Genomic DNA, 17,416 nt, shown 5'->3' on the forward strand with positions numbered 1-17,416 from the left:
ATATTAAAATCTATGTCAAAAAAGAAAATATGTTTTGTGGTAGCAGTACCAGGGACTGCAGAAGCTTTTTTGCGTGATCACATAAAAGCACTGCGTGAGGACTATGATGTCTTTCTGGCAGGCAATATCAATAGCGAGAAGGATGTTGAGATGCTTGACCTTACAGGGTGGAGGCAGATCTGCATCTTAAGACCTATGTCATTAAGTAGTGATCTGAAAGCTGTTCTTCAGCTTTCTGCTTATTTTAAAAAGATGAAGTTTGATGCTGTACATTCGGTGACTCCGAAGGCGGGTCTGGTATGTGCATTGGCAGGTTTCTTTGCGGAGGTGCCAATTCGTATACACATTTTCACAGGACAAGTGTGGGCCACTCGCACAGGTTTCATACGCTGGATGCTGAAGTCGGTCGATAAACTCATAGCAAAGTTGAATACCCATATTTTGGTGGATGGTGGTTCGCAGAAAAACTATCTTGTTAAGAATGGTGTAATCAAGGCAGATAAAGGTCAGGTACTTGGTGATGGTTCAATTAGTGGAGTTAATCTTGACCGATTCAATCCGCTTGTAGAGACTCGCATGGCTGTTCGCAAGGAGCTTGGTATAAGCGATAATAAGATTGTATTTGTGCTAATGGGGCGTTTGAATCATGACAAGGGCTTATACGAACTTCTTCCAGCTTTTGATAGGTTAGCAGCAGAGAATAAGAATGTTTTTTTGCTTATGTTCGGTAGTGACGAAGAGAATGTTGCAGCAACCTTTGGCAACTATAAACATTTGAACAGAGACAACTTCTTGTACTATGGGATTACTTGTGCACCTCAACGCATGTTACAGGCTGCAGATGTATTCGTGTTGCCTACTTATCGTGAGGGGTTTGGAAGCAGCGTAATTGAGGCGGCATGCTTAAGGCTGCCTACCATCACCAGTGATGCTTATGGCGTGTTGGATGCAAGTGTGCCTGGGGTAACAGGCTTGCAATGTAAGATTGGTGATGTAGAATCGCTTTATGTTTGCATGAAGGAACTGGCTGATGATACTGACAAGCGCAAAGCTATGGGCGCTGCAGGCAGAAAGAGGGTACAAGAAAAGTTTGCTGGTGCTGTAGTAGTGTGTCATTGGAAAGAGTTTTACGATAGATTGCTTAAATAAAAATGGGGGATAATCCTGCGGAGACTGTGCTGAACAATGTGCGAGGTATGCAGATTATTGCAGACTTGGCTGTAAAGTATGGGACGAAGAAATTAGTGATGGTGAGTACCGATAAGGCTGTCAACTCAACTAACGTTATGGGTTGTAGCAAGCGTATTTGTGAAATGTACTCTCAGTTGCTCAATAATGAGCAGACAGGAATACAATTCGTAACGACTCGTTTTGGAAATGTATTGAGTTCTAATGGAAGCGTAATTCCTATTTTCAAGGAGCAGCTCAAAATTGGTGCTCCATTGGCTATTACGCATCCAGATATTATCCGCTACTTCATGCTGATACCAGAGACCTGTAGATTGGTTTGCAGGTTGGTACGATGGGGAATGGTGGCGAGAGTTTCGTATTCGATATCGGGAAGCCTGTGATGATTTCTGACCTTGCAAAACGCATGATTATGCTCTCTGGTGCTACACATGTGGAGATAAAGTACACTAGTCTGCGTGATGGCGAGAAACTTTATGAGGAATTGCTCAACAAGGAAGAAAATACCAAGTCTTCATCGCATCCGAAGATTAAACTCGCTGCAGTTCGAGAATTGAGCTACGCTGAAATATTGGAACAGGTAGCAGAGTTTGTGCGCATCATTAAGGATGGTGCGCAATTATATGGCTATGTGAAGCAGATGAAGGTACTGTGCTGCTTGAGTTTAAGAGTAGGCATTCGAAATACAAAGTTTGGGATGCTTAACGCTTGTGACAGCGTGATAAATAACGATAAAACAACAACTATTCAAAACATAATATCATGCAGAAAATTATAATATTTGGAGCGACTGGTAACTTAGGTGCTTATGTTGCACTCCATCTGAAATCAAAAGGATATGATGTGGTGGCTGTGGGGCATCGCAAAAATGATAATGGATTCTTTGAATCGAAAGGTATGCAGTATCTGTCGGTGGATATAACCAAGCCAAAGGATTTCAAGCAGTTACCTCAGGAGGGTGTGGACTGCGTGGCTCACTTCGCTGGTGAGTTGCCTTCGCGCTATACGTTCGAACCTGCGAAACTGATTGACAGTATCACCGTTGGTACGCTGAATGTACTGGAGTATATGCGTGGGTGTGGTTGCAAGAAAATTATCTTCCCTCAGACTCCTTCGGACATGGCTAACTATCACAACAATGGTAGTGTGATACCTGTGGATGCGCCTCGTCACTTCCCTTTGACTGGCGACCATGCTATCTATACAATTGCAAAGAATGCTGCGGTGGATTTGATGATTCATTATAAGGCAGAATATGGTATAAAATGGTTTGCACTACGGTTCTTTACTATCTATCAGTATCATCCAAATGCTTATCACTATCGTGACTTCAAGTTCCACTTGATGCCTTATCGTATGTTGATGAAAAAGGCTGAGAATAGCGAACCTATTGAGATTTGGGGCAACTGTAAGAAGGCAAAGGAGATGGTGTATATCAAGGATTTTGTTCGCGTAGTGGAGAAGTGTATTGAGTCTGATAAAGAAGGTGGTATGTACAACGTGGGTAATGGGTGGCAGGTATCGCTCGAAGCTCAGATAAAAGGCATCATAGAGGTGTTTTCTCCCAAGGACAATCCTTCTGAGATTATTTATTGCCCCGAAAAATCTGATCCTTTGGAGAATGCCTTTGATGTGAGCAAGACATTCAGTGAACTTGATTATAAGCCTGAATTCAGCTACATTGACCAGCTTCGCGACTTTAAGAAAGAAATGGAGGAGGAGCCTATGGCTCAGTTATGGGGCGTAAAGACTGATTATCCCAAGAACTGTAAAAATAGATAAGATGTACGCACATTTTTTTAAACGTATAATAGACTTTTTAATAGCATTGGTAGTCCTTTTGCTTATCAGTCCTGTTCTGCTAATAATTACGATTCTCCTTTACGTTTTCAATGAGGGGGCGGGAGCATTTTTTCTGCAGGAACGTCCGGGACTGCATGGAAAGATATTTAAGATCATAAAATTTAAGACAATGAATGAGCACAGGGATGCATCAGGTAAACTTCTTCCAGATGTACAGCGTATTACCAAGTTTGGTCGTTTTGTCCGTAATACATCTCTTGATGAACTTCCGCAGTTGATTAATGTTCTAAAAGGTGATATGGCGCTTATTGGTCCTCGTCCGTTACTGGTTAAATATCTTCCCCTTTATAGTAAAGAGCAAATGCGCCGTCACGATGTCCGTCCTGGTATATCTGGCTGGGCGCAGTGTCAGGGACGTAACTCTCTCTCGTGGACTGACAAGTTTGCATTAGACGTATGGTATGTGGATCATATATCGTTGATGACTGATTTAAAGGTAATCTTCGTCACTATGAAAAAGGTGTTATGTCGTGAAGATATAAATACCTCTGATGCAAGTGCAACAGTTACAATGGAAGAATTCAATGGTTATAACTGAATAATACAGCAGAATGGATAAGATATTGACAAGTACATTACAAACACCTTGCTTTTTATTGGATGAGAAAGAGTTAGGTAGGGGAATTAGCGGGTTTTACCGTTCACTGAAGAAGCGCTTTGCGCATTGTATTGTTGGATATTCGGTGAAGACAAATTCGCTACCATATGCAATAGCAAAAGCTAAGGATTTTGGCTGTTTTGCAGAGGTCGTTTCGGATGATGAGCTGGAGTTAGCTTTGGAATGCGGCTATAAAATGAATGAAATTGTATTCAATGGTCCCATGAAGTCTAAGGCACGTTTCCTTGATGCTTTAAAGGGTGGAGCAACGGTTAATATTGAAACTCACCGCGAATTAGAGTGGTTAAAGGAGTTACCTTCTGATGGTTTTTATAAAATAGGCATACGTCTCAGTGTTAATATTTCAGACGTGTCTTTAGAAGATGCTGATGGTGAAAATGATTTCAGTCGTTTTGGGTTTAATGATGTAACGGACGAGTTTGCCTATGCTATTGAATCAATAAGGAGTATTCCTCAAGTGAAATTGGTGGGATTACATATTCATCGAACTTGTCATAGCAGAAGCGTTAGATTCTATAAAAGCTCTGTTGCTTATGCTGCAAGTGTAATAAAGAAGTATCATCTGGATCTTGATTACCTTGATGTTGGAGGAGGATATTATGGAATTTTCCCTAATGCTCCCACCTTTGACGATTATGTGACAGCAATCTATGAATCTCTTCAGAAACAAGGTCTAGAGAAACTTGCAATCATCGTGGAACCGGGTAATGCATTGGCCGCTTCGGCTTTTACTTATTATTCGCAGGTGATAGATGTGAAACAATTGCCGGATTGTCGGATATTGACAACGGATGGAACACGTAATGATATAGATCCCTTTTTTCATAAGAATGGATATATGACAGAGATAAACCGTACGAATGAGTTTGGACAGGTTGTTCCATTACAAATAGTGGCGGGTGCTACTTGCTTGGAGTATGACCAATTGTTCAGGTTAGAAAATCAGCCGGAAATAAAGGTTGGAGATGTGATCGAATACAAGAATGTAGGTGCCTACACTTTATCGTTAACACCAATGTTTATCAACTATTTCCCAAGAGTATATTCACTTTCTTCTGATGGTTTGAAACTTGTTCGTGATAAATGGACAGCAAAGGAATACATACAAAAATCAAATATATAAATCCAATGAAATCTAGTATTTTGTTTAGTAGTGCCGGACGGCGTGGTCGCTTGCTCCGTAACGCACAAGAATCAATCGGCTCAAAATGTGATATCAACGCAACCGATAATAACGCAACGGCTCCTGCACTGTACTTTGCGACAAACGAATATATTGTTCCGCGTATCAATGCTCCCGAGTATGTTGACACGCTACTTGATATCTGCAAAAAAGCCAATGTAAAAGCTATAACTACTCTCATTGATCCAGAGATTGAAGTCCTTTCTGCAAACCGTGAGATATTCTTGGAGGCTGGCGTGTTGCCGCTTTGTCCTGCTGACGAGATTACTGCCCGTTGCTGTTTTGATAAGTATGAGATGTTCAAATATCTCACAGAGAAAGGTATTCCTACTCCATTGACTTATCATGACTTTGATGAATTTAAGAAAGGGGTAGCTGATGGTAAAATCTCTTTCCCTATATTTATGAAACCTATTTGTGGTAGTGGTAGTGTGGGTGCTCATAAAGTGAATACTATGGAGCAGGCTGAGGCTGATTGGTTCTCCGGTGAACATGATTACATTATCCAGGAGTTAATGACTGGAGGAGACTGTGATGCAGATGTTTATGTAGATGCCATTAGCCATAAGGCTGTCGCAGCTTTCTTAAAACGTAAGATTGAAACTCGTATTGGAGGAGCTAGTAAAACAATTTCTTACAAAGATCCGGTGTTATTTGCTTTTATTGAGAAGATCGCCTCTGTGTTCAAGTTTTGCGGTCCGCTTGATATGGATTTTTTCATTAAAGACGGCCAGTATTATTTATCAGAAGTAAATCCTCGTTTTGGTGGTGCTTATTTACATGCGTATGGGGCAGGTGTTGATTTCTTCCCTCTTATCTGGAACAATATGAATGGGATAGAGAATGACTCTCAGATCGGTCAGTATGACGAAGATGTTCTTATGTTGATGTACGATGATGTGGTCATACGAAAGAAATCTGAATTAGTTAATGACAATTTCTCAATATTGTAAAAACAAATTTGGAATAGAATTATCTCCTATCTTTAATAGATAGGAGAGTAATAACAATTGGAAGAAGATTATGAGTTACATTCCTGAAAAAACAATTTATCTCTGTCTTGCTCACATGAGCGAAGACGGAATTGAACAGAAATACGTAAAGGAAGCATTTGATACCAACTGGGTGGTTCCTTTGGGACCTAACGTAAATGCTTTCGAAGATGATTTGAAGAACTTTGTAGGCGGACAGAATGAGGTTGTTGCACTTTCGGCAGGTACGGCAGCAGTTCATCTGGCATTGATTGGCTGTGGTGTTGAGGCGGGTGATGAAGTATTGGTACAAAGCTTTACCTTTTGTGCTTCATCGCATCCGATAACTTATCTTGGTGCCAAACCAGTGTTTGTAGGTTCAGAAAAGGATACTTGGAACATGGATCCGATATTATTAGAGGAGGCTATAAAAGATCGTATCGCCAAAACTGGTAAGAAACCGAAGGCAATTGTTCCTGTGGCACTTTATGGTATGCCTTACGATTGCGAAAAAATCATGGAGATTGCAAACAAATATGAGATTCCAGTTGTTGAGGATGCCGCAGAGGGATTTGGTAGCAAATTTGATGGTAAGGTGTTGGGTACCTTTGGAAAGTTTGGTGTATTGTCATTTAACGGTAATAAGATGATAACCACATCTGGTGGTGGTGCTCTGATTTGCCGGAATGCGGAGGACAAAAATACCATTATGTGGTATGCGACTCAGGCCCGTGATGCTTATCCTTACTATCAACATACGGCCATTGGTTATAATTATCGTATGAGTAACATTTGTGCCGGTATTGGTCGTGGTCAAATGACTGTTGCGGATGCGCATATTGCCCACCACAAGCATGTTCAGGCATTGTATGAGGAACTGCTGAAGGATGTGGAAGGTATTCATATCCACAAGCAGCCTAGGGATTCACGCTATGATTCTAACTTTTGGTTATGTACAGCCACTATTAACCCTGATGTAAAGATTGTGGGTCAGGAGAATGCTTATAAAGAAGTAATTAAAACGGCTGTGGGTGGTGCTGCCGGTGTGATCAAAGCTGTAGATAGTGCTACGACGGATTGTCAGCCTAATGAGAATGTGGAGGCACTCCGTGTATTCATGCTTTCAAAGAGGATTGAGGCACGTCCTGTATGGAAGCCGATGCATAAGCAACCGGTTTATGCGGATGCTCCTTTCTATACGAATGGAGTAGAAGAGAAAATCTTCAAAGTTGGATTTTGTCTTCCTGCCGGACCGTATGTAACTGATGATGATGTGCATTACATTGTAGAAAAAATCAAAGAAGCGATTGTGAGATAATAGTTTCGACCATTAATATAAAAAGCAAGAGAATATGTGGCGGAATATCAAAGAAATATGTAGGTCCCTGAACTCATGATATATTCATGAATTCCCTGCATTATATGAGTTGGGAAGAATACAGCGGTATATTCCTGACTTATCCCCTCATATTGGTGTAAAACCGATATGTGTTTGTATGTGAAATATATCAACTGTCTGTGAAGATAGTTGATATATTAGTTTTAGGGGTATATCGTGGATTTCGATATTTTTTCGTAGCTTTGTGGCAACTAATATATGGACTTCTCTTCAATGAAAAACATCATTAGCAAAATCAGGCAAATTTATCCGGTTTCCGACGAAGCGCTTCAAGCATTACAGGAGAATATGCAGCTTCGTTATTACCCAAAAAACACTTATATCGTTCAATCGGGCATAACAGACCGTTTGGTTTATTTTATAGAAGAAGGTGTTGCCCGTTCCGTGTTTCATCATAACGGGCAGGACACTACTACCTGGTTCAGCCAGGAAGGTGATGTGACTTTCGGCATGGATTCGTTGTACTACAAACAGCCGTCGATAGAGAGTATTGAAACTCTGACGGATTGCAAAGTCTATGTTATCCATATTGATAAACTGAACGCCCTTTACGAAACATATATTGATATAGCCAACTGGGGAAGAATCCTGCATCAGGATGTAAACAAGGAATTGAGTCATATGTTTGTGGAAAGGCTTCAGCTTTCGCCCAGGGAGCGATACGAACAGTTTAACCGGCGATATCCCGGACTGATAAATAGGGTAAAGTTGAAGTATGTGGCTGCTTTTCTTGGTATTTCCATTTATACGCTCAGCCGGGTACGTGCAATAAAATAGATATTCTCCAGTCTTTTTTGCTTTTAAGCAAAAGAACTTCGCTTGCCAAGCTGTATCTTTGCCATCTGAAAATATTAATTAAACAATAAAAAAACAGATGTCGAACATTTCTTCCTCAGCTTTTGCAGACACTAAAGCACATTATGATCTTCTTGACGGACTTCGTGGCGTGGCAGCTCTCATGGTTATATGGTATCATATATTTGAAGGCTACGCTTTTGCGGAAGTCAGTAATTCCGCTGGTAGTGGTATGATTGAGACCTTCAATCACGGATATTTGGCCGTCGATTTTTTCTTTATCCTTTCGGGTTTTGTTATCGGTTATGCGTATGACGACCGTTGGGGTAAGAGCCTGACAATGAAAAATTTCTTCAAACGCCGTTTGATACGTCTTCATCCTATGGTAATCATGGGTGCTGTTCTGGGTGCTGTCACATTCTATCTTCAGGGGTGTGTGCAATGGGATGGAACGCACGTTGCCATATCCATGGTGATGCTGTCACTTCTCTGTACGATATTCTTTATTCCTGCGATGCCGGGTGTAGGTTATGAAGTTCGCGGAAATGGTGAAATGTTCCCGTTGAACGGGCCTTGCTGGTCATTGTTCTTTGAATATATAGGTAATATCCTTTATGCCTTGTTTATTCGTCGCTTGTCGAACAAGGCATTGACGATACTTGTAGTTTTGTTGGGAATTGCGTTGGCATCATTTGCAGTCTTCAATGTTTCCGGTTATGGGAATATTGGGGTAGGTTGGACATTGGATGGTGTCAACTTCTTAGGCGGATCATTGAGGATGCTTTTCCCTTTCTCTTTGGGTATGCTTTTGTCGCGTAACTTCAAGCCCGTTAAAATAAGAGGTGCATTTTGGATATGTACAATTATATTGCTCGCTTTATTTTCAGTGCCTTATCTGGAAGGTACAGAGCAGTTTTGTACAAATGGTGCTTATGAAGCATTTTGTGTGATCGTAGCTTTTCCCATCCTTGTCTGGCTGGGAGCATCGGGAACCACTACGGATAAGAAGTCAACTGTGATATGCAAGTTTCTGGGCGATATATCTTATCCGGTTTATGTGATACATTATCCAATTATGTATTTGTTCTATGCATGGTTGATTAAGAATCAGCTCTACACTTTGGGAGAAACCTGGGAAGTAGCTTTATTCGTTTACGTATTGAGTGTTGTATTGGCTTATCTGTGCCTGAAACTGTACGATGAACCCATACGAAAATATCTGGCTAAACGCTTTCTGCATAAGAAACAATAATTTATAACCCGGCTTTTGACAAGGCAAAGTAAAGGGAACGGTTAAAGAATATAAAAAATGAGCAAACTCATAGTATTCCTAAATCTTTCCGGAATCTGTATCGTTATTTGCAGTATAAAAACTAAGTATAGTATTAACGCTAAAAAGAATAACGATTATGAAGAAAATTCTATCTTTACTTGTGTTGGCTATTGTAGCCGTACAGTTTTCATTCGCAACTGATGTGATAACGAAAGACATGAATCAATTGCCGCTTCCTGCACGCAATTTTATCAATCGTCATTTCACGAAGCCTGAAGTTGCTCAGATTAAGATTGATAAAGATTTGATGGAGTCTACCAAATACGAAGTATTACTGGTGGATGGTACGGAGATTGATTTTGATAGCAAAGGAAACTGGGAAGAAGTAAGTGCTAAGAAAGGACAGTCTGTTCCCGCAAGTATAATTCCGGGATTTGCTGTCGATTATCTGAAAGCGCACAATTTTGTAAGTGAGGGCGTGACGAAAGTCGAACGTGACCGTAAAGGATATGAAGTGGAATTATCTACGGGAGTTTCTTTCAAATTTGATAAAAAAGGAAAGTTTCTGAAGGCTGACGATTGATTGAACAATAGTAATAGATAAACCTAAACAAGAAGAAAGCTATGTGGAAATTTAAGTTTGGCGCGTGGGCGGTATTGCTGATGATGACCGCCCTTTCTTTCAGCGCATGTAGTGACGATGATGATGATCCTGCCTTGGTGCCGCCCAGTAATATTACTGAGGCTTTGAAGCAACTGTATCCGGCTGCACAGAATATAGAATGGGAAATGAAAGGAGACTATTATGTGGCCGACTGCTGGGTGACCGGTGATGAATTGGATGTTTGGTTTGATGCCAACGCAAATTGGGTGATGACTGAGAATGAACTGGATAGCATCGACCAGTTGGTACCGGCTGTTTATACGGCTTTCCAAAATTCGGATTATAGTGCGTGGGTAGTGACGGATGTCTATGTATTGACGTATCCGCAGAACTTGACGGAATCCGTGATTCAAGTGAAACTGGGTAGTCAGCGATATTCGCTTTATTTCTCACAGGAAGGCGGATTACTGCATAAAAAAGATATCAGTAACGGGGATGATACCAATTGGCCGCCTACTGAGAATAATTAAAATTAGGCACGGATTACGCGGATTTCACGGTTTTAGTTAATCAGAACCGTGTTATCCGCGTAATCCGTGCCTGAATAATTCTAAAGGTATTTAAACTCCCCTTTATAATTACATCTGTTGGTAATCTTTAGCCAATCCGCCTTCACTTGTTTCTTTGTAGAGTGACGGCAGGTCGTGTCCGGTCTGTTTCATTACTTGCACTACTTTGTCGAATGAGACGCGGTGCATACCATCCGTAAAGGATGAATAAATGTTGGCGTCCAACGCACGGGCGGCAGCATAAGCGTTGCGTTCGATACAGGGAATTTGTACCAAGCCGCAGACAGGGTCGCAAGTCATACCCAAATGGTGCTCAAGTCCCATTTCGGCAGCGTATTCGATTTGTGCCGGACTACCACCGAATAACTGATTGGCAGCAGCCGAAGCCATGGCGCAGGCAACGCCTACTTCTCCCTGACAGCCTACTTCCGCGCCGGAAATAGAAGCGTTGAATTTGACAATGTTTCCGATTAATCCGGCAGTGGCCAATGCACGTAAAATACGCATATCACTGAACTCGCGGCTTTTTTGTAAATGATAAAGCACGGCAGGCATCACACCACAAGAACCACAGGTAGGGGCAGTCACAATCTTTCCGCCGGAAGCATTCTCTTCACTTACTGCCAGGGCATATGAAAAGACAAGTCCTCTGGATTGGAGAGATTGCTTATAGCCGGTGGCACGTATATAATAGGTGGAAGCTTTACGTCTCAGGTTTAGCGGGCCGGGCAATACGCCTTCCGCTTCCAGTCCGCGGTGGATGGCATCTTTCATGGTAGTCCATACCTCTGCCAGATAATCCCATATATCCTCATTCTCACATTCCTTCACATATTCCCAATAACTTTTCCCGGTACGCTCGCACCATTGGAGTATTTCGGTCATATTGTTCATGCCGTACACTTCCGGGCTTTCGATAGTCGGGGTATCATTGTTTTCTGCCAATGCACCGCCGCCTATACTGTAGACTGTCCAGTTTTCGGTAACTTTATTATTGGCATCGAGGGCGGCAAATGTCATCCCATTCGGATGGAAAGGCAGGAATACTTTGGGCTGCCATACGATTTCCACCGGAGCAACGGGTTGTAGAGTATCTATGATAGCTACATCCGTCATGTGCCCTTTGCCCGTAGCGGCCAAACTGCCATAAAGAGTAACTTTGAAAGAAGCGGCATCCGGATGGCGTTCCAGAAACATTTCAGCAGCTTTACGTGGTCCCATTGTGTGGCTACTGGAAGGACCTGTGCCTATCCTATATAGCTCTTTGATTGATTTCATGACTGAAGGTGTGTTTTTATTAATACCAATTTTTCTTTTTGAAGAACAAATATACGATAATACCGATAATCCCCATCACAAACCAGGCAAATAAATAACCATAGCGCCAATCCAGTTCGGGCATCCATTTATAGTTCATCCCCCATACTCCGGCTAAAAAGGTCAGAGGAATAAAAATGGTGGACACGATGGTCAGCCGTTTCATGATGTTGTTCATCCGTAAGTCATTGTTGGAGATATAAAGGTCTACCAATGAAGAAAGCGTTTCCCGGCAGATTTCAATGGTTTGCAGGACGAACTGCAAGTGGTCGTTCACATCGTTGAAGAAAGCGCGGTTCACCTTATGAATGAGCAGGTTTTCTGCACGTAACAGTTTTATATATTGCTCTTTCAATGGAAGAATAGATTTCTTCATCAGCATATATTGGCGTCGGAGTGCCTGAATCTGGACACCGATGTCGTTTCCTTCGGTGATAGTGAGCAGTTCCTCTTCCAGGTCTTCGAGCGCATCATCAATAGAGGAGATAGTCGAGATATAGTTTGCCATTACACTGTTCAGTAATACGCTAAGCAGGTAATCCGTCTGGCGGCTACGTATTTTCAGGACATCGTTGCGCAGAGCAGAATTGACGTCATCGAAGAAATCGGTTTCCTTTTCAAGGAAGGTAAGCACATAATTGCTTCCGAGGATAATACATACCTGTTGTTGGAGCAATTCGTCCAGTTCGTCTTCCTCTTTATGCGTATTGGGGTAGAATAATTTTAGAATCAGGACAATATACTTGTCATGTTCTTCGATTTTGGTAGGGTGGTCAGAGTTCAGAATGTCTTGTAATACAAGGAAATCTATTTCAAAATGACTGCAAATTTCGCGGATGGTTTCCGTATCTTTCAATCCGTGCACTTGCAACCAGTTGATTCGTGCATTGTCCAATGTATCTTTGACGGATTGGAATGTATCGCCGGAATTTTCCTGCATCTCGGTAGTATTGTACGTACAAAGATGGATGTGGGTAGGAGTCTGGCTGTCTCCGGTGTAAATAAGCTTTTCGCTTAACAGGTTATTTTTCATGCTTTATTCTCGTTTTAGAAAACCACCGCGGCAAAGGTAGTGGTTTTCTAAATGAGAACAAGTTCTTTAGACGTTTTGTTTACAGGTTAGTCAAAATCGACTACCGTGATTCCGGCACCACCGAACTGTACATGTTCGTCGGCATAATGACTGACTCCGGGCACGGTGGACAGATATTGGCGGATAAGGGTACGGAGTATTCCGGTTCCTGTGCCGTGAAGGATACGTACACGATCCATGCCGACTAATATAGCGTCATCAACAAAATAAGTGACAGCTTGCAGTGCTTCATCCCCACGCATTCCCCGAACATCGATGTCCTGTTTGAAACTAAGTTTCTTCTCATACATCTGGTCATGCGTCTGGCTGCTGACAAAGGTGCTTTTGGCAATGCCTTCCGTTTTTTGAACAGCATTGCTGCGTTCGAGACGGTCTAATTTTACGGTCGTCTTAATGCTTCCGAAAGCGACAGTCGCGTTTTTGCCGTTGATTTCCATCACCTGTCCGACACTGGTCTGACCTTTGATTTTTACATTGTCGCCGACTGCGATAGGAGTGACTTTGGGAGTGCTTGAAGGAGTGGTGGCAGCGGTTTTCGGTTCGTTTCTCTTGTTCTTCTTCCGTTCCTGTTTCTCTTTCAGTTTCTCCATTTTGCGTGCCATCTTCTCTTCCTGTTCTTTGGAAGCTATTGCATCCAGGGAAGCGCGGAAGTCGGTCAGTTCCTGACGTGCCAGGCGTGTCTTTTCCTTTTCGGCCTGTGCTTCCTTGATGGTACGAATCGTATTTTCAATGCGGGCATTCGATTCTTGCAACATTCGTTCCGCTTCTTCTTTTGCCTGCTTGATAATCTCTTTCCGTGATTTCTGCAATTCTTCTATTTCCGTCTGATAGCGGGTGATAGTCTCTTCCATATGCTTTTCCCGTTGGCGGATGGTTTGACGTTTGCCTTCCCAGTAACGCTTGTCGCGTACAATGTCCTGAAGATATTTGTCTGCGTTGATATATTCACTTCCTACAATTTCAGAAGCATCGGCAATGACATCTTCCGGCAGACCGATTTTACGGGCAATTTCTACGGCGAATGAACTTCCCGGATTTCCGATTTGCAGTTGGAAAAGCGCTTGCATCAGATGGCGGTCATAAAGCATAGCTCCATTCACTACTCCTTCATGGTCTTCGGCAAAATGCTTCAGATTCTGATAGTGAGTGGTGATGACTCCGAATGTCCGCTTCTGATTGAAACGTTTCAATACGGCTTCGGCGATAGCGCCGCCAATCTGTGGTTCCGTACCACCACCAAACTCGTCAATCAGGATGAGGCTGCGTTCGTTGCAGTTCTTCATCATAATTTTCATATTGGTCAGGTGGGAAGAGTAAGTACTCAGGTCATCTTCGATGGACTGTTCATCACCGATATCAATAAAGATGCTGCTGAATATGCCTGCATGACTGCGTTCGTGCAGAGGAATCAACATACCGCATTGCAACATATATTGTAGTAACCCGACTGTTTTCAGACAGACAGATTTACCGCCGGCATTCGGGCCGGATATAATAAGAATACGCTGCTTCTGATTAAGTTCCATATCCAGCGGTACGACTTTCTTGCCATGCTTGGCTAATGAAAGTTGCAGTAGCGGATGCACAGCCATCGTCCAATCCAGCAGTTGTTCATTTTCTACAGAAGGTTTCAAGCTATTCGTTTGTATCGCAAAATAACTTTTCGCACGGATAAAGTCAATCTCTGCCAGGAACTCATACGACTGAAGAATTTCCGGAATAGACGGGCGGAGTATATTTGAAAACTCGGTGAGGATACGGATAATCTCGCGTCGTTCGTCTCCTTCGAGTTCGCGGATACGGTTATTGGCTTCTACGACTTCGGCGGGTTCTATAAATACAGTCTTTCCACTGGCGGATTCGTCATGTACGATTCCTTTGATTTTCCGTTTCAGTCCCGGGGCGACGGGGATTACCAAACGACCGTCACGCATAGTGGGAGCCACGTCTTTATCTACATATCCTTCTGACTGTGCACTGCGCAGAATGCTGTTCAAAGAGCGTGAAATACTTCCCATTGTGCTGGCAAGCTCACGGCGAATGCGGGCTAACTCAGTAGAAGCGTTATCCTTGATTTTACCATATTTATTAAGGATACCGTCAATCTTCCCGATTAGTTGCGGGAATACGGCAATATCTCCCGCCAGTCTTTTCAGACTAGGGTAGGGGGCATCGTTTTCTTCTTCATCTTCACTCCGGTGCAGAAAACGTACGATGTCTCGAATGGTTTCTAATGAACGCCGCAGGTCAAACAGCTCCTGTTCGTCCAGATACATGCCTTCTATCCGTACACGTTTCAGCGACGGGCGGACATCAAAGAAGAACTGGTCGGGAAATCCGTCCTCTTCCTGAATGATGCGGACAAACTCAGTTACCTGGTTTAATTGCTCTTCTACTTCTTCAAATTGTTCGGAAAAGATCATATCCATCACCCGCTCTTCACCTAAAGTGCTGAGACATTTGTCTTTCAGTAACTGCCTGATCTGGTCGAATCCTATCTTTTGCTCAAAATTTTGAGGGTATATCATATCTTTGTTCTTACTAATGGTCTGCAAAAATACGATTTATTCGCGAAAAAAATATCAGATTGTTTGCGGATTTAAAAATGATTTGTACCTTTGCACCGCTTTCAACGGAAAGCACTTCTGATAAAGGAGTTTTGGAGAGGTGGCAGAGTGGTCGATTGCGGCGGTCTTGAAAACCGTTGAAGGTAACACTTCCGGGGGTTCGAATCCCTCCCTCTCCGCTGAACTTACTGGACAGAAATGGTCAGTAAACGGACAAAAAGCTACAAATCAATGATTTGTGGCTTTTTTTATTGCCCGAAAGTCCTGCTTCCAAGACTTCAAAAGTACGGTAAAAGACAAAGTTTCGTTACTAAATCGTTACCTGTTCCCTGCCGGACAAAAACGGTAACGATTTGTCCTCAAATGACCTGAAAATGACTTGATTAGTCCATAGTCTGCATAACTCGAAAACGAGAGGTAAAAATTAATTTTGCAACTAAAAAAAGTGAGTTATGAAATCGACATTCAAGGTTCTTTTTTATTTGAAGAAAGGTTCTGAAAAGAAAAACGGCGAGGTTATGATTATGGCACGCATCACCATAGACGGCAAACTTTGGCTCAGTCTGAAAATTTGGGGGATTTGGTTAAAATATCTACTTTTGCATCATGAAAACTCCTTCTCAATCCATAGCTTTAATTGATGCCCTAAGTTTGTTCTTACCTTCGGGCTTACTTGATTATTTTACGCTTGTTGACAGTATCTCTCAAGATACCTGTTTTATCCTTTATTTGGAAGAGAAAGCTGTTATCCCTGATGAATATTCCGACCTTCATCTTCATTCCAAAGGCTTCTTTCCCGAGATTGAAGTACAAGATTTCCCTATCCGTGGAAAAGCAGTTTATTTGCGTATCAAACGTCGTCGTTGGGAAGAGCCTACAACAGGACAGACCTATAGTCGTGACTGGACTTTGGTAGCCTCCGGCACTCGCATTACAGCAGAGTTCGGAGCATTTTTAAAAGAATTACTTAGACAATCATGCCGTTAGCTGCCAAAGCGTAGCTGAACATTATTGTATGGATGGTAAACAGCTTCAGAGTCAATACAAAGAACATTTAAGTGATTATAAAGACTGGGAACAAAAAGAGCATGCCCAAGATTATATTCTTTATCCCAAGAATGTCGGCTATCGTCTTTGTATAGACGAGACAGCCCTAAGCAAGGGAGAGCTTTACACAATTATTATCAATAAGGACAAACATGGAAGAAAAGGTTCTATTGTGGCAGTCATTAAGGGGACTAAAGCGGAAGACGTTATAGCTGTACTGATGTTGATTCCGGAAGATATACGCCGGCAAGTCAAGGAAATCACTTTGGACATGGCCGCAAGCATGTATAAAATCGCCAGAAAATGTTTTCCGCAGGCGATGCAGGTCATAGACAGGTTTCATGTACAAAAGTTGGTATATGAAGCAGTACAAGAACTACGTATTACCTATCGCTGGCAAGNTAATCAAGGAAGAAAACAAGCGGATGAAAGAAGCACGAAAGAGAGGAATTGATTATGAACCGGAAGTATTTGAGAATGGGGATACAATCAAACAACTCCTGGCCAGAAGTAGATATCTTCTTTTTAAATCACCTGATAAATGGACCAAAAGTCAGAAGATTAGAGCAGAAATTTTATTTAAACAGTTTGAGGATATCAAGCATGTATACTACTATTCACTCCAGTTAGGAAAGATATTTTCGGCTACTTATGACAAGGATGTGGCAAGAGCCAAACTCGCGTTATGGTACAATAAAATAGAAGAATATGGATATGACACATTTTCCACTGTGGCTAATTCCATTGAAAACCATTATGAAAGAATATTGAACTTCTTTGTGAACAGAAGTACGAATGCGGAGGCAGAAGCATTTAATGCCAAAATAAAGGCATTTAGAGCATCATTTAGAGGGGTAGTAGACAGAAAGTTTTTCCTATTTAGGTTAGCCAAAGTATATGCATGAGGGAATTAACACTAGTTAATCCC

Annotated in this window: 17 protein-coding genes, 1 tRNA gene and 1 pseudogene; 16 read left to right on the forward strand and 3 right to left on the reverse strand. The window is 42.1% G+C overall.

Going from position 1 to position 17,416, the window contains the following annotated elements:
- Window positions 1-12 precede the first annotated feature (12 nt).
- The 11 genes and pseudogenes from BQ7997_RS22305 to BQ7997_RS22360 all read left to right on the forward strand — a co-directional run bounded on the left by BQ7997_RS22305 (window position 13) and on the right by BQ7997_RS22360 (window position 10,425).
- Window positions 13-1,149: a glycosyltransferase gene (locus tag BQ7997_RS22305; protein ID WP_073348105.1), complete on the forward strand. Its 1,137-nt coding sequence runs from the start codon at window positions 13-15 to the stop codon at window positions 1,147-1,149.
- A gap of 2 nt (window positions 1,150-1,151) precedes the next feature.
- Window positions 1,152-1,893: pseudogene (locus BQ7997_RS25015) on the forward strand (polysaccharide biosynthesis protein); the annotation flags it as partial.
- A 57-nt stretch (window positions 1,894-1,950) separates the two neighbouring features.
- Complete coding sequence (locus tag BQ7997_RS22320) at window positions 1,951-2,970, forward strand: NAD-dependent epimerase/dehydratase family protein (RefSeq protein WP_073348108.1); 1,020 nt, start codon at window positions 1,951-1,953, stop codon at window positions 2,968-2,970.
- A gap of 1 nt (window position 2,971) precedes the next feature.
- Entirely contained in the window at window positions 2,972-3,589 is a 618-nt protein-coding gene (locus BQ7997_RS22325) for a sugar transferase (protein ID WP_073348109.1), read from the forward strand.
- Between the two features lie 13 nt (window positions 3,590-3,602).
- Window positions 3,603-4,793, forward strand: coding sequence for a type III PLP-dependent enzyme domain-containing protein (locus BQ7997_RS22330; protein ID WP_073348110.1), 1,191 nt, complete (start codon window positions 3,603-3,605; stop codon window positions 4,791-4,793).
- Window positions 4,794-4,798: 5 nt separating this feature from the next.
- Window positions 4,799-5,806, forward strand: coding sequence for an ATP-grasp domain-containing protein (locus BQ7997_RS22335; RefSeq protein WP_073348511.1), 1,008 nt, complete (start codon window positions 4,799-4,801; stop codon window positions 5,804-5,806).
- A 70-nt stretch (window positions 5,807-5,876) separates the two neighbouring features.
- Complete coding sequence (locus BQ7997_RS22340; RefSeq protein WP_073348111.1) at window positions 5,877-7,142, forward strand: DegT/DnrJ/EryC1/StrS family aminotransferase; 1,266 nt, start codon at window positions 5,877-5,879, stop codon at window positions 7,140-7,142.
- Window positions 7,143-7,436: 294 nt separating this feature from the next.
- Window positions 7,437-8,000 (forward strand): Crp/Fnr family transcriptional regulator, encoded by a 564-nt coding sequence (locus BQ7997_RS22345; protein WP_073348512.1) that lies wholly within the window; start codon window positions 7,437-7,439, stop codon window positions 7,998-8,000.
- Window positions 8,001-8,097: 97 nt separating this feature from the next.
- Window positions 8,098-9,270: an acyltransferase family protein gene (locus BQ7997_RS22350; RefSeq protein WP_073348112.1), complete on the forward strand. Its 1,173-nt coding sequence runs from the start codon at window positions 8,098-8,100 to the stop codon at window positions 9,268-9,270.
- 157 nt (window positions 9,271-9,427) lie between these two features.
- A complete protein-coding gene (locus tag BQ7997_RS22355; RefSeq protein WP_022139573.1) occupies window positions 9,428-9,874 on the forward strand; it encodes a PepSY-like domain-containing protein in 447 nt (148 codons plus the stop codon).
- A 41-nt stretch (window positions 9,875-9,915) separates the two neighbouring features.
- Window positions 9,916-10,425 (forward strand): PepSY-like domain-containing protein, encoded by a 510-nt coding sequence (locus BQ7997_RS22360; protein WP_073348113.1) that lies wholly within the window; start codon window positions 9,916-9,918, stop codon window positions 10,423-10,425.
- A 108-nt stretch (window positions 10,426-10,533) separates the two neighbouring features.
- Here the strand turns inward: BQ7997_RS22360 and BQ7997_RS22365 are convergent, their stop codons facing one another.
- From BQ7997_RS22365 to BQ7997_RS22375, 3 genes are all read right to left on the reverse strand, one after another.
- On the reverse strand, window positions 10,534-11,742 hold the full coding sequence (locus BQ7997_RS22365) for an L-serine ammonia-lyase (protein WP_022139571.1): 1,209 nt from the start codon (window positions 11,740-11,742) through the stop codon (window positions 10,534-10,536).
- 19 nt (window positions 11,743-11,761) lie between these two features.
- Window positions 11,762-12,814 (reverse strand): magnesium/cobalt transporter CorA, encoded by a 1,053-nt coding sequence (gene corA, locus BQ7997_RS22370; RefSeq protein WP_022139570.1) that lies wholly within the window; start codon window positions 12,812-12,814, stop codon window positions 11,762-11,764.
- A gap of 86 nt (window positions 12,815-12,900) precedes the next feature.
- Window positions 12,901-15,402 carry an endonuclease MutS2 gene (locus tag BQ7997_RS22375; RefSeq protein WP_073348513.1) on the reverse strand — a complete coding sequence of 834 codons (2,502 nt, stop codon included), beginning with the start codon at window positions 15,400-15,402 and terminating at the stop codon, window positions 12,901-12,903.
- A 133-nt stretch (window positions 15,403-15,535) separates the two neighbouring features.
- On the opposite strand from BQ7997_RS22375, the gene BQ7997_RS22380 reads away from it, so the two are divergent.
- The 5 genes from BQ7997_RS22380 to BQ7997_RS26255 all read left to right on the forward strand — a co-directional run bounded on the left by BQ7997_RS22380 (window position 15,536) and on the right by BQ7997_RS26255 (window position 17,393).
- Window positions 15,536-15,620, forward strand: a tRNA-Ser gene (locus tag BQ7997_RS22380).
- A 273-nt stretch (window positions 15,621-15,893) separates the two neighbouring features.
- On the forward strand, window positions 15,894-16,082 hold the full coding sequence (locus BQ7997_RS22385; protein WP_073348114.1) for a hypothetical protein: 189 nt from the start codon (window positions 15,894-15,896) through the stop codon (window positions 16,080-16,082).
- Window positions 16,048-16,428, forward strand: a complete 381-nt coding sequence (locus BQ7997_RS22390) for an ISAon1 family transposase N-terminal region protein (protein WP_022136870.1) — start codon at window positions 16,048-16,050, stop codon at window positions 16,426-16,428. The genes BQ7997_RS22385 and BQ7997_RS22390 overlap by 35 nt, the downstream gene beginning before the upstream one ends.
- 28 nt (window positions 16,429-16,456) lie before the next feature.
- Window positions 16,457-16,942 (forward strand): transposase, encoded by a 486-nt coding sequence (locus BQ7997_RS26250; RefSeq protein ID WP_073348115.1) that lies wholly within the window; start codon window positions 16,457-16,459, stop codon window positions 16,940-16,942.
- Window positions 16,914-17,393 (forward strand): transposase, encoded by a 480-nt coding sequence (locus BQ7997_RS26255; RefSeq protein ID WP_073343378.1) that lies wholly within the window; start codon window positions 16,914-16,916, stop codon window positions 17,391-17,393. The genes BQ7997_RS26250 and BQ7997_RS26255 overlap by 29 nt, the downstream gene beginning before the upstream one ends.
- Window positions 17,394-17,416: the final 23 nt, after the last annotated feature.

Origin of the sequence: Bacteroides congonensis, from assembly GCF_900130125.1 — a bacterium.
GTDB classification, from domain to species: Bacteria; Bacteroidota; Bacteroidia; order Bacteroidales; family Bacteroidaceae; genus Bacteroides; species Bacteroides congonensis.

Bases quoted from the DNA above. Each gene is read 5' to 3' on its own strand.
- BQ7997_RS22305 (WP_073348105.1), top strand. From the start codon at position 13: ATGTCAAAAAAGAAAATATGTTTTGTGGTAGCAGTACCAGGGACTGCA.
- BQ7997_RS22320 (WP_073348108.1), top strand. From the start codon at position 1,951: ATGCAGAAAATTATAATATTTGGAGCGACTGGTAACTTAGGTGCTTAT.
- BQ7997_RS22325 (WP_073348109.1), top strand. From the start codon at position 2,972: ATGTACGCACATTTTTTTAAACGTATAATAGACTTTTTAATAGCATTG.
- BQ7997_RS22330 (WP_073348110.1), top strand. From the start codon at position 3,603: ATGGATAAGATATTGACAAGTACATTACAAACACCTTGCTTTTTATTG.
- BQ7997_RS22335 (WP_073348511.1), top strand. From the start codon at position 4,799: ATGAAATCTAGTATTTTGTTTAGTAGTGCCGGACGGCGTGGTCGCTTG.
- BQ7997_RS22340 (WP_073348111.1), top strand. From the start codon at position 5,877: ATGAGTTACATTCCTGAAAAAACAATTTATCTCTGTCTTGCTCACATG.
- BQ7997_RS22345 (WP_073348512.1), top strand. From the start codon at position 7,437: ATGAAAAACATCATTAGCAAAATCAGGCAAATTTATCCGGTTTCCGAC.
- BQ7997_RS22350 (WP_073348112.1), top strand. From the start codon at position 8,098: ATGTCGAACATTTCTTCCTCAGCTTTTGCAGACACTAAAGCACATTAT.
- BQ7997_RS22355 (WP_022139573.1), top strand. From the start codon at position 9,428: ATGAAGAAAATTCTATCTTTACTTGTGTTGGCTATTGTAGCCGTACAG.
- BQ7997_RS22360 (WP_073348113.1), top strand. From the start codon at position 9,916: ATGTGGAAATTTAAGTTTGGCGCGTGGGCGGTATTGCTGATGATGACC.
- BQ7997_RS22365 (WP_022139571.1), bottom strand. From the start codon at position 11,742: ATGAAATCAATCAAAGAGCTATATAGGATAGGCACAGGTCCTTCCAGT.
- corA (WP_022139570.1), bottom strand. From the start codon at position 12,814: ATGAAAAATAACCTGTTAAGCGAAAAGCTTATTTACACCGGAGACAGC.
- BQ7997_RS22375 (WP_073348513.1), bottom strand. From the start codon at position 15,402: ATGATATACCCTCAAAATTTTGAGCAAAAGATAGGATTCGACCAGATC.
- BQ7997_RS22385 (WP_073348114.1), top strand. From the start codon at position 15,894: ATGAAATCGACATTCAAGGTTCTTTTTTATTTGAAGAAAGGTTCTGAA.
- BQ7997_RS22390 (WP_022136870.1), top strand. From the start codon at position 16,048: ATGAAAACTCCTTCTCAATCCATAGCTTTAATTGATGCCCTAAGTTTG.
- BQ7997_RS26255 (WP_073343378.1), top strand. From the start codon at position 16,914: ATGAAAGAAGCACGAAAGAGAGGAATTGATTATGAACCGGAAGTATTT.